This is a genomic window from Pseudomonas sp. AC172 (genome assembly GCF_979258595.1).
In genome coordinates, this window is sequence record NZ_OZ409868.1 from 3,441,226 (window position 1) to 3,457,338 (window position 16,113).

Sequence of the window (16,113 nt, forward strand, 5' to 3'; positions counted from 1 at the left end):
CTTTCGCGAGCAAGCTCGCTCCCACATTGGTTTTGCGTGAGGCTTGAATCAGCTCTCGACTACCGCCCTGCGCTCTCGGTTGACCAACAAGCGTTCCGACGTCTCCAGCTGCATGCAACGCTCCAGAAACAGATACATGTAGTCATAGCTCTTGCACACCGCCTGACGCAGCTCGGCCTGCAAGGCCTTGCTCGGGTTCATCCCGGCCAGGGTGCAGATGATTTCCAGCGCCTCCCACGGATGGGCATCGTCGTACTGGGCATGCATCTTCAGCCACTTCATGGCACGTTTGCGATCCTCTTCGGGAAACGCTGCGGCATACACGCCGGTGGAGCAGACCAGCGCCGACCACTCCCCGGTCGCGCCTTCGATGGCATAGTTGGTGGCGGCGATGGCCACGATCAGCGAATCGGCAGAACTGGTGTGCCAGCACCAATGACTCAAGGCATGCAACTCAGGGGGCACCTGTTGAGCCTGAAGGTCTTCCAGACTGACGCCATGGGCACGGCTCCAATGCACCCAATAATCGGCGTGATTGAGTTCAACGCGGATATTGCGCATCAGCCAGCGCCGCGCCATGTCTTCGCCCGGGTGACGGGCAAATCTGGTTTTGGTGAGGTTCTGCGCCATGTACAACGCGAACTGCTCAACCACCGGCCAGCCCCCGATCAGGTACTGACGCATGGTTCTGGCGCTGAGCTTGTTATCACGCATGCGCAGGTAAAGTTCATGTTCGACAACCCGGCGCTTGCTCTCGCTGCAGTCCTCAATGAGCTGTTGCGCCCAGGCAGGATAACTTGCAGCTTCCATGAGTGGTCCGGTTCGGTTGAATGTGTCGATCACTGTTCGGCTCCTTTTGATTTGTGATTGTAAGGATCGGCGAGAGACTTCAACGGAACGTGCCAGGCGCTTTGAATAACAGCGGTTGCGGTCTGGCGGGCCGACTTTGCAAACTGTCACAGGTAAACAACTGCGGGCGTTCTATAACATAACCCTGAGCGTAATCCACACCAATTTCAAGCAATGCCTGCTCGATCTGGGTTGTTTCAACAAACTCGGCAATTGTCTGCTTACCCATGACATGCCCGATGTGATTGATCACTTCGACCATTGCGCGGTTAATCGGGTCGTCCAGCATATCCTTTACGAAACTCCCGTCGATCTTCAGGAAGTCTACAGGCAAATGTTTCAGATAAGCGAATGAAGACATTCCGGCGCAAAAGTCATCTAACGAAAAGTAGCAACCTAAGCCTTTGAGTTCATTAATAAATCTAATTGCGCTGCCCAGATTTGCAATTGCACTGGTTTCTGTAATTTCAAAACAAATCATTTCAGGCGGTATTGCATAGTTAACAAACTGCTCGCGCAGAAAGTGCAAAAACGCGTCATCTCCTATAGTAATGCCTGACAGATTAATCGCACACATTGCTAAAGGCTCTTGATGTTCTTGTGCAATACATTGAGCAATAACCTTGAATACGTTGTGAACTACCCAACGGTCCAGTTGACTCATCAAACCGTAGCGCTCTGCAGCGGGAATGAAACTGTCCGGCAGGATCATCCGCCCGGCTTCATCATGCAGTCGCAGCAGAATCTCGATGTGCCCACCCTTGTTGTCGCCCGGCTTGAGCGGCGCGATTTCTTGGGCGTACAGACAAAAACGGTTTTCCTCCAGCGCCATGTGCAGACGCTGCACCCAGGCCATTTCACCGAAGCGAAGCGACAGCTCGGAATCGTCGGCGTGGTAGACCTGCACCCGGTTGCGGCCCTTCTCCTTGGCCATGTAACAGGCCATATCGGCGGCGCGTAATGAGGATTCAAGGGTGGTCGGGGCCTGCGTGACATGCACCAGACCAATGCTCACTGTGGTCAGGAACGGCCGCCCTTTCCAGACAAAATGCAGGTTCTGCACGGTCTGGCGCAGCGCCTCGGCAATCTTCTCCGCCGCGTCCGGCGCGCAGTTCTCCAGCAGAATGCCGAACTCATCGCCGCCAAGTCGTGCCAGCGTATCGCCCTCGCGCAGCCCCGATTGCAGCAGCGTACAAATGTGCCGCAACAACTCATCGCCAGCGGCGTGACCACAGGTGTCGTTGACCAGTTTGAATTGATCGAGGTCGAGGAACATCAATGCATGCCGCCCGGGATGGCGCGTGAGGTTGTGCAGCGCCTGCTCCAGCCGATATTCAAATTCTCGACGGTTGGCCAACCCCGTCAGCGCATCATGGGTGGCCTGCCACGACAGATTGGCGATGTATTGCCGCTCCTGAGTCATATCGTGCAACACCAGCACCGTGCCGCTGACCTTGCCGGCATTGCGGATCGGCGCGCCGACCAGCGTCACCGATAACGTCGTGCCATCTAGGCGCTGAATCAGTTTCGAGTGCTCGCTGCCGCCACTGAGCTTACCGCTGAGGATGTGCTCGATCAGCGTCAGGCCTTCGGCCTGGGCATTGTCGTCGAGCAAATTGAACAGCGCGGCCAGCGGCAGGCCGGCTGCCTGCTCGGCCTTCCAGTGGGTCATGGCCTCGGCGGCCGGGTTCATGTAATCGATGGCGCCGCTAACATCGGTGGTGATGACGCCATCACCGATCGAATGCAAGGTGACGTGCGCCCGATCCTTCTCCAGTTGCAACGCCTCGGCAAAAGCGTGGCGCTGCTTGAGCAGTTTGTGCGTGCGCCACAAGGCCAGCACGATCAGCCCAAGTGCCGTCGCCAGGTTGGTGAACAGCAGCAGACGCATGATCATCCGCGAGCCTTCGCCCAAGGCATCGCTGAAGGCTTTCGCGGCCGGCGTCACGCCATCGTTGACGGCAAAAATCCGCGCCTTCCAGCGCTGGATATCGGCACTGTTCGCGGTGTTCTGCGAGATGCTGCGGTGCATCTCCTGCGCCACGTCATCCAGTTCGACCAGATAGGCGTCACCGACCGTCCAGCGATCGATGGCGGTTTCCAGATAACTGAAGTGGCGGAAGTTGAGGTACAGCCAGATCAGGCTGGAGACGTCGTCCGGGTGGTTGCCGCCCTTGAGAATACCTTCACGCGCTGCAGCCAGATCCGGCGGCTGATGATCCAGCGCCAGACGCAGCTGATGCCCGCCTTGCGGCACGGCAATCGCATTGTGGTATTTGAGGAAAATCGCCTCGTCGCGACTGTCGGCGTACAGATTGAGGTAATAAATCGCGTCTTTCTGGCCCTTGGACCAAAGGCTTTCACCGGCGACATAACCGCGAACGGCCGAGAGCACGTAAAGACTCACGCCGCCCAATAACGCCTGGAATAACACGACGGCAATAAATGGCCAGACGATGCCCAACAACCGTGGCGTTCCGAGAGTCCGCTTTTGCTTCATGAGATCCCTTGCGCAAGCACTGCCAGATGAACACCGGAAAATCCCGCTCCTGACAGCTCAGCCTAGGCTAATTTTCGACAAGTCAAAGGGACAGCTCTGCCGTCCTCTAGGTCGATTGTGCAAATGGCTGGTCTGCTTGAGCGTTCCGGTTGATTTTACTCAATGCAATTCAGGCACTAAGCACAGAAACCGGAACGAAACTCAAGGGCGCTGGATCTGCTGCAGGTGACCATAGAGCTTGGCATACAGCCCACCATCGGCGATCAGTTGCTGGTGATCGCCGTCTTCAGCGACCTGACCGCCATCGAACACCAGCACGCGATCAGCCTGTTTCACCGCCGACAGTCGGTGGGCAATGATCAGTGTGGTGCGGCCATTGAGGAAGCGCGCCATGGCCTGATGCAGGTTGTATTCGGTGGCGGCGTCGAGGGCCGAAGTGGCTTCGTCGAGGATGACGACTTTCGGCTCGGCGAGGATCATCCGCGCGATGGCCAGGCGTTGACGCTGCCCGCCCGACAGGCGCACGCCGGAGCGGCCGACAATACTGTTCAGGCCATTGGGCAAGGCGCGGATGGTCGCTTCGAGCTGAGCGATTTCCAGTGCCTGCCAGCAGGCCTCGTCACTGCGACTGCGGCCCATGGTCAGGTTGGCGCGCACGGTGTCGTTGAACAGCGCCGGGTGTTGCAATACCACCGCGACGTTTTCGCGCACCGTGTCCAGGCCGATCTCCTGCTGGGTCGAACCGCCGAAACGAATGGTCCCGGCCATTGGCGTGTACAAACCCAACAGCAACTGCACGAGGGTACTTTTGCCGCCACCGCTGGCGCCGACGATCGCGACTTTTTCACCGGGGGCAATCGACAGGTCGAGTTGATCCAGCACCAGCTCATCGCCGTAACCAAAGCTCAGGCCTTGCACCTGAATGCCAACGGTGTCGCGGCCCTTGAACGGATCGACACCGCCGGGATATTGCGGCTCATCGGCGCGCGCCAGCAGTTCGTTGATCCGCGTCAGCGCCCCGCCCGCCGCGTAGTAGGCGTATTGCAGGTTGAGCAGTTGTTCGACCGGGCCGATCATGAACCACAGGTAACTGAACACCGCGAGCATCTGGCCGATCGACAGGTCGGAGAACAACACCGTGAGCATCGCTGCCGCGCGGAATATGTCGATGCCGAACTGGAAGAGCAAACCACTGGCGCGGTTCGAGGCGTCGGTTTTCCACTGCGAATTGACCGCGTAGTTGCGCACTTCCTGCGCGCGCAAGCCGAGCCGCCCGAGGAAGAAGCCCTGACGGTTGCCAGCACGGATTTCCTGAATCGCATCGAGGGTTTCGCTCAACGCCTGAGTGAAGCGCGCCGTGCTGTCGTTCTCGAGTTTCTTAAGGTGTTTGACGCGTTTGCCCAGCTGCACCGTGGCGTAAATCACCAACGGATTGAACAGCAGAATCAGCAACGCCAGTTTCCAGTGCATCCACATCAGGATGCTCGCGGTGCCGACCAGCGTCAGCATCGCCACCAGAAAGCGGCTGAGGGTTTCGCCGACGAATTTGTCGAGGGTATCGAGGTCCGTGACCAGGTGCGTAGTGACCGTGCCGCTGCCCAGGCTTTCGTATTCGCCGAGGGAAATGCGCTTGAGCCGTTCGATCAGACGCACGCGAATGCGATAAACGATGTCTTTGGCCAGCCGTGCGAACAGCCGCGACTGCAACACGCCGAAGCACAGCGAGCTGCAACGCAGGGTCAGCGTCACGACCAGCATCAGGCCGATATAGCCTGCCGCTTGCTGCCACATCGTCGGCAGCACATGGTTCATGACTTTCAATGCCGCGTCACCGTGGCCGAGCAGGACTTCGTCCACCAGCAACGGCAGCAGCAACGGAATCGGTACGCTGCACAGCGTCGCCAGAACGGCCACGCCGTTAGCGATCCACAGGGATTTTTTATGATGAAGTGCCAGTCGCCGGACTTCTGCCCAGCTCAGCCGGTCGACACGCTTTACGGCTGGCGTGTCATCGGCCAGGTCAGACACAGGCCGCACGCTCCAGCCACCGACCGAGCAATGGCGACAGCTCACTGAGCGGTTGGTAGCCGTTGGTCAACAGCGCCAGTTGACCGTTGCGCTCGGCCAGCAGGGTCGGGAAACCGGCAATACCGAGATCCTGCACCCAACTGAAATCGGACTGAGTTGCTTTGTGTTGATCGGCATGATCGAACAACGCGGCAAATTCGATGCGCGGCACTCCGGCCTTTTCTGCCAGCTCAACCAGCACGCTGGCCTGGGTGACATCGCGACCTTCAGCGTAAAACGCCTGCTGGATCAGTCCGACCAGTGTCCACGCGCAATCCGGCGCCAGACTGCGCGCGGTGACGATCGCCCGGCAGGCCGGCTCAGTGTCGTAGACAAAACCGTCGGGCAACGCGCCGTCAAACTTGAACGGCTGGCCGGTGGCTTCGGTCACCGCTTGCCAATGCTCAAGAATGTAACGACGCGTGGTTGGCTCCAGCGCCGAACCGCTGCCGGTACGCAAGCCGCCAACCACCAGATGCAGCTCCACCCCGGCTGCGTGCGCCTGCTCGACCAATGCCTTGGCCACCGGAGCAAACCCCCAGCACCACGAACACATCGGATCCATCACATAGAGCAGACGCGCAGACATGGTTAAGCCTCGGTGGATGCTTGCTTGTAGTTGTAGCCGATCGGGTGCGGCATGTTGCGCGCCTTGGCCAGTTCGATCTGCTTCTGCCGATCGATGGCGCTGCGGCGGGTCTTCTCGCTCAGCTTGTCCCAGCAATGCGGGCAACTGATACCGGCGACGTAATGCTCGGAGGCGCGATCTTCAACACTGACCGGTGTGCGGCAGGCATGACATTGATCGTAGTCGCCTTCGCTGAGGTCGTGACGCACGGTCACACGGTTGTCGAACACGAAGCAGTCGCCCTGCCACTTGGTTTCTTCCTGCGGCACCTCTTCAAGGTACTTCAGGATGCCACCCTTGAGGTGGTAAACCTCTTCGTAGCCTTCGCCAAGCATGTAGCTCGAGGCTTTCTCGCAGCGAATGCCACCGGTGCAGAACATCGCAACCTTCTTGTGAACGGCCGGGTTGAAGTGCTCTTTGATGTAGTCAGGGAATTCGCGAAAACTGGTGGTTTTCGGATCGATGGCGCCTTCGAAGGTGCCGATCGACACTTCGTAGTCGTTACGGGTGTCGATCAACAGCACTTCCGGGTCGCTGATCAACGCGTTCCAGTCTTGCGGATCAACGTAGGTGCCAACCTTTTTGTTCGGGTCGACGCCTTCGACACCGAGGGTGACGATCTCTTTCTTCAGTTTGACCTTGGTGCGATAGAACGGCTGCTCGTCGCAGTACGACTCTTTGTGATCGATGTCGATCATGCGTGGGTCGTTCTTGAGCCAGGCGAACAGACCGTCGATGCCTTCGCGAGTGCCGGACACCGTGCCGTTGATGCCTTCTTCGGCGATCAGCAGGGTGCCTTTGATCTGGTTGTCGACCATCGCTTGCAGCAGGGGCTCGCGCAGGTCAACGTAATCTTCGAGGGTGACGAACTTATACAGTGCCGCCACGACAATCGGTTGCGTCATGGGTATTTCTCCAGGTGGCTACCCTCGCAAAGGGTGAACCGGATTCAAAAAAAAACGCGCCGGGTGAGCGGCGCGTTGCGGATTCTAGCAAAAAAGCAGCTTCAAGCGGCGAGCTTCAAGCGACAAGCCAGGAACACTCGCCTTTAGCTTGCAGCTTGCCGCTTCAAGCTTGCGGCTGCCGTCCTCCGGCACAGGTCGGCGACGCCGGGGCGGCGCCGGTCTCTGCCCATTCCTCTGGGGTGTAGGTGTGCAGCGCCAACGCATGGAACTCGCCCATCAGCTCGCCGAGCGTGCCGTAGACTTTCTGGTGGCGCTTGACCCGGTTCAGGCCGTCGAACTGCGCGCTGACTACCACTGCCTTGAAATGCGTCTGCAGCCCGCGACTGTGCATGTGGCTTTCATCCAGCACTTGCAGGTGCTCAGGCTGAAGCAGGGCCAGCGTCGATTCGATGCGTTGTTGCATGGTCATCACGAACTCCGCTTACTTCTTCTTGGCCGGCGCAGCTGCAGGGGCCAGCTCTTTGGTCATGTCGTCGAGCAGCTTGTTGACGACAGGTACGGCGCTTTCCAGTTTAGCCTGGGTCATCTGGGCCGATTGCTGAGTCAACTGCGGCATTTTTTCCAGGACTTTCTTGCCCAGTGGCGACTGGTAGAACGCGACCAGGTCTTTCAGCTCGGATTCACTGAAGTTGCTGGTGTAGAGCTTGACCATGTCAGGCTTGAGCTTGTTCCAGCCGATGGCTTGGTCCAGCGCGGCGTTAGCCTTGGCCTGGTAGGTTTCCAGCACGGCTTTCTTGGCTTCCGGGGCTTTGGTCTGTTCAAAACGCTGAGCGAACATTTGCTGCACTTGCATGTACACCGGAGTGCCCAGCTTGTCAGCGTGCGCCAGGGTCAGGAAAGCTTCAGCACTGGCGTTGTGGCTGGCGGTATCGGCAAGCACCTGGCCGCTGGCGCAAACCAGTGCAACCGCGGTGCAGATGGCACGAAGACGAGTCATCGAGTTTCCTTTTAAGCAAAGCGAGGTCAAACCCCAAGGGCGACCATTCTGCGCCTAAAAAACCTTGTCGCTCAACCCCCGAGCCTTGCCGCGCTTGATTGGCAGGGTTTTACCGGTCAACAATCGGATCGAGGGAACCACCTGGGCCCGACCGGGCCTAAACTGCGCAAACAGACCAACAGGAGTGTGCACGATGAGCCGTATCGAAACCGACAGCCTGGGCCAGATCGAAGTCCCGGACGACGCTTACTGGGGTGCTCAGACGCAACGCTCGCTGATCAACTTCGCCATTGGTCAGGAACGCATGCCGCTGCCGGTACTGCATGCCTTGGCACTGATCAAGAAAGCCGCCGCCCGCGTCAACGACCGTAACGGAGACCTGCCCGCCGACATCGCCCGCCTGATCGAACAAGCCGCCGACGAAGTTCTCGATGGCCAGCACGACGACCAGTTTCCGCTGGTGGTCTGGCAGACCGGCAGCGGCACCCAGAGCAACATGAACGTCAACGAGGTGATCGCCGGTCGTGCCAACGAACTGGCCGGCAACCCGCGCGGCGGCAAGACGCCGGTGCACCCGAACGATCACGTCAACCGCTCGCAAAGCTCCAACGACTGCTTTCCCACCGCCATGAGCATCGCCACCGCCCAGGCCGTGCAGGAACAACTGCTGCCGGCGATTGCCGAGTTGTCCGGCGGCCTTGCTGAACTGGCAGCGCGGCACATGAAACTGGTGAAGACCGGGCGCACGCACATGATGGACGCGACGCCGATCACCTTCGGTCAGGAATTGTCGGGTTTTATCGCGCAACTGGATTACGCCGAACGGGCGATCCGCGCCGCACTGCCAGCCGTCTGTGAACTGGCCCAGGGCGGCACCGCGGTCGGTACCGGGCTGAATTCGCCGCACGGTTTTGGTGAGGCGATTGCTGCAGAACTGGCGGCACTGTCCGGTCTGCCCTTCGTCACCGCGCCGAACAAGTTCGCCGCCCTCGCCGGCCACGAGCCGCTGACCAGTCTTTCTGGCGCACTGAAAACCCTCGCCGTGGCGCTGATGAAAATTGCCAACGACCTGCGCCTGCTCGGCTCCGGCCCACGCGCAGGGTTTGCCGAAGTGCGCCTGCCGGCGAATGAGCCGGGCAGCTCGATCATGCCGGGCAAGGTCAACCCGACCCAATGCGAAGCGCTGTCGATGCTCGCCTGCCAAGTGCTGGGCAACGACGTGACCATCGGCATTGCCGCGAGTCAGGGTCACTTGCAGTTGAATGTGTTCAAACCGGTGATCATCCACAACCTGCTGCAATCGATTCGCCTGCTCGCCGATGGCTGCAGCAACTTCCAGCAGCACTGCATTGCCGGGCTTGAGCCGGACGCTGAAGTCATGGCGAGACATCTGGAGCGTGGATTGATGCTGGTGACGGCGCTGAATCCGCATATCGGCTATGACAAGTCGGCGGAGATTGCCAAGAAGGCCTACAGCGAAGGGCTGACCTTGCGCGAGGCGGCGTTGGCGCTGGGGTATCTGACGGATGAAGAGTTTGATGCGTGGGTGCGGCCGGAGAACATGATTGAGGCTGGCGCCAAGGGCTGAGATTTTTGGCGCCTGAAAGTCTGTCTTCGCGAGCAAGCTCGCTCCCACATTAGTTACCCGCAATCCCCTGTCAGGAATGCGGTTGAAAGTGGGAGCGAGCCTGCTCGCGAATGGCAGCGGCGCGGTTTAACTGGCGGCCACCTTCAACCGCCGCGCCTTCAACCCGGCAATCAACGAAGGCCCCAACGCCACCAGCGCCGACCCCAGCACCACCAGCACCGCCCCGCCATAACCCAGAGCATTGATCTGCTCGGCATGCACGTATTCGGGCCAGATCCCCGCCGCAATCGCCACTGCGCCAAACGTCACCAATGGCGTAATCGCCAACGTCGCGCTGACGCGCGAAGCCTCCCAATGCGCCAGCGCTTCCGCGAACGCGCCATAGGCAATTAATGTGTTCATGCAGCACGCCAGCAGCAGCCAACCCTGCAGCGGGCTCAGACTCAGCGCTTCAAGCGGATGCACCCACGGCGTCAGCAACAGCGCGCAGAACAGATAGATCACCATCATCACCTGCAGCGAATTCCACACCGTGAGCAATTGCTTCTGGCCCAGCGCATAGAAGGTCCAGACCGTCGACGCCAGCAGCACCAGCAAAACCCCTGCGGTGTAATCGGACAATGACGTCAGCAACTCTGCCAGCCGTTGATTGAAGAACAGCACAAAACCGGTCAACAGCACCGCCAGCCCGATACCCTGACCAATACTGAAGCGTTCCTTGAACACAAAAAGGCTGGCGATCAGCAACATGATCGGGCCCATCTGCACCACCAGTTGCGCGGTGCCGGGGCTGAGCAAATTCAGGCCCATGAGGTACAACACATAGTTGCCAACCAGCCCGAGCACCGCCATCAAAACCAGCCAGCCACCCTTGGGCCCGAGCACTTTGCGGCTGGGCAGGCGTTTCACTGCCGCCAGATAGATGAACAGACAACCACCGGAAACCAACAGACGAAACCAGGTCACCGTGACCGGGTCCATCACCACCAGCACCTGTTTGAGTTTGATCGGCAGGATGCCCCACAAAAACGCGGTCAGCAGCGCGAGGAACAAGCCGTACACCCAGCGACCCGATGAAACGTGCATACAAACCCCAACGCCTGCTGACAAGTGCGCTCATTCTAGGCCTGACACTGGTCGCGACACAGGGACAGTTGCGCTCAGGACGCGAATGAAACTGTGCAGGTCGCAGCATTAAATTGACGTGGCGCCGTTGATCGGCTGAGCGGGCACGGCAAGTGCTTCAGGCATAAGCTCATTGGATCCGTTTCAGCACATCAGCCAAGGAGACCGATCATGTTAGGAATGCGCGCCCGCGACAGCACCCCCGAAATGCACTTTCGCAGCGACCGGGTGTGCCGGGTCAATGGCGAACTGTTTTTCAGCACTCGGGAAAATACCCTTGAGGGGCCGTTTGAGAGTGCCGAGCAGATTGAGAAGGAAATCCAGGCTTACATCGCGCGGATGCAAGGACTGGATTCCAGTCGCTAAGCGGTGGTGATCCAATCGCTGGCAAGCCAGCTCCCACAGGATTAGTGGTGTACACAATTTGTGCGACCGTCATGAAACCTGTGGGAGCTGGCTTGCCAGCGATAGCAATGGAACAGACAACAAAAATGCTCTGGCTTAGCGCACCGCCTCAAACAACCCGGTAGCGCCCATCCCGCCGCCCACGCACATCGTCACGATGCCGTAACGCAGATTACGCCGCTGCAACTCACGCACCAGATGCCCGACCTGCCGCGATCCGGTCATGCCAAACGGATGACCAATCGAAATCGACCCACCGTTGACGTTGAACTTTTCATTGTCGATCTCCAACCGGTCACGGCTGTACAAGCACTGCGAAGCAAACGCCTCGTTCAACTCCCACAAGTCGATATCCGCCACTTGCAAGCCCTTGGCCTTGAGCAGTTTCGGCACCGAAAACACCGGGCCGATGCCCATTTCGTCCGGTTCGCAACCAGCCACGGTGAAGCCGCGGAAAAACGCTTTCGGCTTGAGGCCCAGTTGCAGGGCTTTTTCCAGGCTCATCACCAGTGTCATCGAGGCACCGTCAGACAGCTGCGACGAGTTGCCCGCCGTCACCGAACCATCTTCAGCAAACACCGGTTTCAATCCAGCAAGGCTTTCATAAGTGGTGTCGGGGCGGTTGCAGTCGTCGCGATCGACCACGCCATCGAGAATCTGCACCTCGCCGGTGTTTTTGTCTTCGACGCGATATTTCACCGCCATCGGTACGATTTCATCGTTGAACAGCCCGGCGGCCTGCGCTGCCGCAGTGCGAATCTGACTTTGCAGGGAATAGCGATCCTGCACTTCACGGCTGACGTCATAACGCCGCGCAACCACTTCAGCGGTCTGGCCCATCGTGTAATAAATACCCGGCGTCTGCTGCTTGAGCACAGGGTTGATCAGATGATCGGTGTTGACGCTTTTCATCGTCAGGCTGATCGACTCGACGCCGCCAGCGACGATGATGTCGCTGCAACCCGAGGCGATCTGGTTGGCGGCAATCGCAATCGCCTGCAAGCCTGAGGAACAAAAACGGTTGAGGGTCATGCCGGCGGTGCCGGTGCCCAGACGTGACAGCACCGCGACGTTACGGCCGATGTTGTAGCCCTGCGCGCCTTCGTTGGAGCCGGCACCGACGATGCAATCTTCGACGCTGGCCGGGTCGATGTCGTTGCGCTCAAGCAGCGCGTTGACGCAATGAGCCGCCATGTCATCGGGACGGGTCTGGTTGAACTTGCCGCGAAAGGATTTGGCCAGGCCAGTCCGCACGCTGTCGACGATCACCACTTCACGCATGGCATACCTCATTGTTGTGGTCGGTTGAGAGTGGACCGAGCATAAGTCCACCGCATCAACGACCGCGACAATCATTCACCCCGCGTATGCGCGTCTATCGGCTCAGTCCTTGTGTTTCTTGGCACGCTTGTCGGACTTATCGAAGGCGTCTTCGAGTGCGCGGTTGATCGTGCGCAACACTTTGACCCGCGCCCAGCGTTTGTCATTGGCTTCAACCAAGGTCCACGGCGCGATCTCGGAGCTGGTGCGATCGACCATATCGCCGACGGCGGCGCGGTAATCATCCCACTTGTCACGATTGCGCCAGTCGTCTTCGGTGATCTTGAAGCGCTTGAACGGAATCTCTTCGCGCTCCTGGAAACGCTCCATCTGCGTGTCCTTGTCGATGGCCAGCCAGAACTTGACGACGATCACCCCGGCGTCCGCCAGTTGCTCTTCGAAATCATTGATCTCGCCATAAGCGCGTAGCCAGTCGGCGGGTGTGCAAAACCCTTCGATGCGCTCGACCAACACCCGGCCATACCACGAACGGTCGAACACGGTGAACTTGCCGCGCGCCGGAATGTGCCGCCAGAAACGCCACAAGTACGGTTGCGCCCGCTCCTCTTCGGTCGGTGCGGCAATCGGCACGATGTTGTACTGACGCGGATCGAGCGCCGCCGCGACCCGACGGATCGCCCCGCCCTTGCCCGCCGCGTCGTTGCCTTCGAACACCGCCACCAACGCGTGGCGACGCATGCGTTTGTCGCGCATCAGCCCAGACAGGCGCGCCTGCTCGGTGATCAGCTGTTCTTCGTAGTCTTTCTTGTCCAGACGCTGGGTCAGGTCAATGCTGTCGAGCAGGTTCAACTGATCGACCGGTGTGCCCAGCGGCGCAGCGCTGACATCGTGCGGATGCACGTCCGGGCGTTTCAGCGCGCTTTGCAAACCTTCGAGCAGAATCTTGCCGACCGCCAGACTGCGGTAGTTGGCATCCATGCCTTCGATGACATGCCAAGGCGCGTAATCGCGACTGGTACGGCGCAATACACGCTCGCCGTATTTGACGAACTTGTCGTAGGTTTCCGATTGCTGCCAGTCCAGCGGACTGATGCGCCAGCTGTGCAACGGGTCATCTGCCAGTGCTTTGAGCCGGGCCTTCATCTGTTTCTTGGACAGGTGAAACCAGAATTTGAAGATCAGCGCGCCTTCATCGCAGAGCATCTTTTCCAGACGCTCGGCACCGGCGATCGCCTGATCCAGACGCGGATCCTTGAACAAGCCATGCACCCGCCCCTGCAGCATCTGGCTGTACCAGTTACCGAAAAAAATCCCCATGCGCCCCTTGGCCGGGAGCATCCGCCAGTAGCGCCACGCCGGTGGCCGCGACAATTCTTCATCAGTCTGCTGATCGAACGTGCGCACCTCGATCAGGCGCGGGTCCATCCACTCGTTGAGCAACTTGACCGTCTCGCCCTTGCCCGCGCCTTCAATGCCGTTGATCAGGATGATCACCGGGAAACGCTTTTGCTGCTGCAACTCGAACTGCGCTTCCAGCAGTGCTTCACGCAGCGCAGGCACGGCCGCATCAAAGGTGTCTTTGTCGATGGCGTGACCGATTTCAGCGGATTCAAACATGGGACGGCTCCTTCCAGGATTCAGCAAGACTAGCGGATTGGGCATAGCAGCGGCGCAGAAATTCCCGCAGGTAGCAGATTGTCCGTCAGTCGCGACGGCAAGCCTTGCCATGGATCAAGCAACGCCTGCGCGATCAGCTAGAATGGCCGCCTTGTCGTTGCCGAGCCTGCCATGAAGCCCGTATTGCCCCACGCCCAACTCGATTGGGATGACCTGGGACGCCCGCGTTCGCGGGTGTTCGATGACGTGTACTTTTCCGACCAGTCAGGGCTGGAAGAAACCCGTTATGTGTTCCTTGAACAGAATCGTCTGGCCGAGCGCTTTGCCGCGTTGCCGGCACACGGACGGCTGGTTATCGGCGAAACCGGGTTCGGCACCGGGCTCAATTTTCTCTGCGCCTGGCAGCTGTTCGAACAGCACGCCCTCGCCGGCGCGCGGCTGCATTTCGTCGGTGTTGAAAAATACCCATTGAGCCCAGCGGATTTGCAACGGGCCCTGGCCTTGTGGCCTGAACTCAAGCCACTGTCCGATCAGTTGTTGACGCACTACGTGGCGATCCATCAGGGTTTTCAGCGCATCACTTTGGCCAACGGCCGCGTGACCCTGACGCTGTTGATCGGCGATGCACTGGAACAGCTGCCACAGCTCGACGCGCAGATCGACGCATGGTTTCTCGACGGTTTCGCCCCGGCGAAAAACCCTGACATGTGGACCGCCGAACTGTTCGTCGAACTGGCGCGACTGGCGGCCCCCGGTTCGACCATCAGCACCTTCACCAGCACCGGTTGGGTAAGGCGCTTGCTGAATGCCGCCGGGTTCAAAATGAAGCGCACACCGGGCATCGGCCACAAGTGGGAAATCCTCCGGGGCGAATTTCTCGGCTGGCCGGCGGAAGTTGCACCGCCAGTGCCGGACAAGCCGTGGTTCGCTCGTCCTGCACCGATCGTCACTGAGCGGCGTGCGCTGGTGATCGGCGCCGGTCTGGCGGGATGTGCCACGGCGTCCAGTCTGGCCGCACGGGGCTGGCAGGTCACGTTGCTTGAACGCCATGAGGCGGTGGCGCAAGAAGCCTCAGGCAATCCGCAGGGCGTGCTGTACCTGAAATTGTCCGCCCACGGCACGGCGTTGTCGCAGCTGATCATCAGCGGCTTCGGTTACACCCGGCGCCTGCTGGAGACCCTGCAACGCGGCACTGACTGGGACGATTGCGGCGTGCTGCAACTGGCGTTCAATGCCAAGGAAGCCGAGCGCCACGCGCAATTGGCGCAAGCCTTTCCCGAAGATCTGTTGCAGTGGCTTGATCAGCCCGAGGCGCAGGCCCGCGCCGGGGTCGGCGTGAGCCATGGCGGTTTGTACTATCCCGAAGGTGGCTGGGTGCATCCGCCAGCGCTGTGTCAGGCACAAGCGGCGCAGCCGAACATCGAACTGCTCAGCCATTGCGAAGCGCTGCAACTGCGCAAGGTCGATGATCAGTGGCAGGCTTTGGACGGTGAGCGTTTGCTCGCCAGTGCGCCGGTCGTGGTGCTGGCCGGTGCTGCCGAGATCAAACGCTTCGCGCAGAGTGCCGAATTGCCGCTCAAACGTATTCGCGGGCAGATCACTCGCCTCGGCGAAACAACAGAAAGCCAGGCACTGGCCACGGTGGTCTGTGCCGAAGGTTACGTTGCCCCGGCGCGTTTGGGCGAACACACCCTCGGTGCCAGTTTCGATTTCAACAGCGATGACCTGACCCCGACCACGGCCGAACATGTGGGCAATCTGGCGATGCTCGAAGAGATTTCCATCGACCTCGTCGTGCGTCTGCACATCAGCGAACAGCCGGTCGAAGATCTGCAGGGCCGCGCGGCCTTTCGCTGCACCAGCCCTGACTATTTGCCGATAGTCGGCCCCCTCGCCAACCGCGAGGCCTTCCTCGACGCCTATGCCGCCCTGAGCAAGGATGCCCGTCAGGTTCCGGACATCGCCTGCCCTTGGCTGGACGGCTTGTACGTCAACAGCGGCCACGGCTCACGAGGCTTGATTACCGCGCCATTGTCCGGCGAACTGCTCGCTGCCTGGCTGGACAACGAACCGCTGCCGCTGCCACGCAGTGTCGCCGAAGCCTGTCACCCTAACCGTTTCGCCCTGCGCCAGCTGATTCGCGGCAAGTGA

The 16,113-nt window shown here is 59.7% G+C and carries 13 protein-coding genes; 3 read left to right on the top strand and 10 right to left on the bottom strand.

Annotation, left to right across the window (positions count from 1 at the left end; all coding sequences use genetic code 11):
• Positions 1-48: 48 nt before the first annotated feature.
• The 7 genes from ACZ0A4_RS15445 to ACZ0A4_RS15475 form a co-directional block, all read right to left on the bottom strand.
• Positions 49-810, bottom strand: a complete 762-nt coding sequence (locus ACZ0A4_RS15445; RefSeq protein WP_409212648.1) for a TenA family transcriptional regulator — start codon at positions 808-810, stop codon at positions 49-51.
• 79 nt (positions 811-889) lie between these two features.
• Entirely contained in the window at positions 890-3,349 is a 2,460-nt protein-coding gene (locus tag ACZ0A4_RS15450; RefSeq protein WP_463575449.1) for an EAL domain-containing protein, read from the bottom strand.
• 201 nt (positions 3,350-3,550) lie between these two features.
• Positions 3,551-5,377, bottom strand: a complete 1,827-nt coding sequence (locus tag ACZ0A4_RS15455) for an ABC transporter ATP-binding protein (protein WP_463575450.1) — start codon at positions 5,375-5,377, stop codon at positions 3,551-3,553.
• The gene (locus ACZ0A4_RS15460) at positions 5,370-5,972 is read right to left on the bottom strand and encodes a DsbA family protein (protein WP_463577564.1); all 603 of its coding nucleotides are present in this window, start codon (positions 5,970-5,972) and stop codon (positions 5,370-5,372) included. The genes ACZ0A4_RS15455 and ACZ0A4_RS15460 overlap by 8 nt, the downstream gene beginning before the upstream one ends.
• A 35-nt stretch (positions 5,973-6,007) precedes the next feature.
• Positions 6,008-6,949: an oxygen-dependent tRNA uridine(34) hydroxylase TrhO gene (trhO, locus tag ACZ0A4_RS15465; protein ID WP_463575451.1), complete on the bottom strand. Its 942-nt coding sequence runs from the start codon at positions 6,947-6,949 to the stop codon at positions 6,008-6,010.
• A 163-nt stretch (positions 6,950-7,112) separates the two neighbouring features.
• Positions 7,113-7,418 carry a BolA family protein gene (locus tag ACZ0A4_RS15470; RefSeq protein ID WP_463575452.1) on the bottom strand — a complete coding sequence of 102 codons (306 nt, stop codon included), beginning with the start codon at positions 7,416-7,418 and terminating at the stop codon, positions 7,113-7,115.
• A 12-nt stretch (positions 7,419-7,430) separates the two neighbouring features.
• Positions 7,431-7,946, bottom strand: coding sequence for a DUF2059 domain-containing protein (locus ACZ0A4_RS15475; protein ID WP_077574030.1), 516 nt, complete (start codon positions 7,944-7,946; stop codon positions 7,431-7,433).
• Positions 7,947-8,139: 193 nt separating this feature from the next.
• Between ACZ0A4_RS15475 and ACZ0A4_RS15480 the strand changes: the two genes are divergently transcribed.
• Positions 8,140-9,534, top strand: a complete 1,395-nt coding sequence (locus ACZ0A4_RS15480) for a class II fumarate hydratase (RefSeq protein WP_007908383.1) — start codon at positions 8,140-8,142, stop codon at positions 9,532-9,534.
• A 126-nt stretch (positions 9,535-9,660) separates the two neighbouring features.
• Here ACZ0A4_RS15480 and ACZ0A4_RS15485 read toward each other — a convergent pair whose 3' ends face one another.
• Positions 9,661-10,620 carry a DMT family transporter gene (locus tag ACZ0A4_RS15485; RefSeq protein WP_463575453.1) on the bottom strand — a complete coding sequence of 320 codons (960 nt, stop codon included), beginning with the start codon at positions 10,618-10,620 and terminating at the stop codon, positions 9,661-9,663.
• Positions 10,621-10,830: 210 nt separating this feature from the next.
• On the opposite strand from ACZ0A4_RS15485, the gene ACZ0A4_RS15490 reads away from it, so the two are divergent.
• Positions 10,831-11,025, top strand: a complete 195-nt coding sequence (locus ACZ0A4_RS15490; protein WP_463575454.1) for a DUF6316 family protein — start codon at positions 10,831-10,833, stop codon at positions 11,023-11,025.
• Between the two features lie 135 nt (positions 11,026-11,160).
• Here the strand turns inward: ACZ0A4_RS15490 and ACZ0A4_RS15495 are convergent, their stop codons facing one another.
• Together ACZ0A4_RS15495 and pap are read right to left on the bottom strand one after the other, a co-directional pair.
• Complete coding sequence (locus tag ACZ0A4_RS15495; RefSeq protein WP_463575456.1) at positions 11,161-12,345, bottom strand: thiolase family protein; 1,185 nt, start codon at positions 12,343-12,345, stop codon at positions 11,161-11,163.
• A 102-nt stretch (positions 12,346-12,447) separates the two neighbouring features.
• Entirely contained in the window at positions 12,448-13,962 is a 1,515-nt protein-coding gene (gene pap / locus ACZ0A4_RS15500; protein ID WP_463575457.1) for a polyphosphate:AMP phosphotransferase, read from the bottom strand.
• 171 nt (positions 13,963-14,133) lie between these two features.
• On the opposite strand from pap, the gene mnmC reads away from it, so the two are divergent.
• A complete protein-coding gene (mnmC, locus tag ACZ0A4_RS15505; RefSeq protein ID WP_463575458.1) occupies positions 14,134-16,113 on the top strand; it encodes a bifunctional tRNA (5-methylaminomethyl-2-thiouridine)(34)-methyltransferase MnmC2/FAD-dependent 5-carboxymethylaminomethyl-2-thiouridine(34) oxidoreductase MnmC1 in 1,980 nt (659 codons plus the stop codon).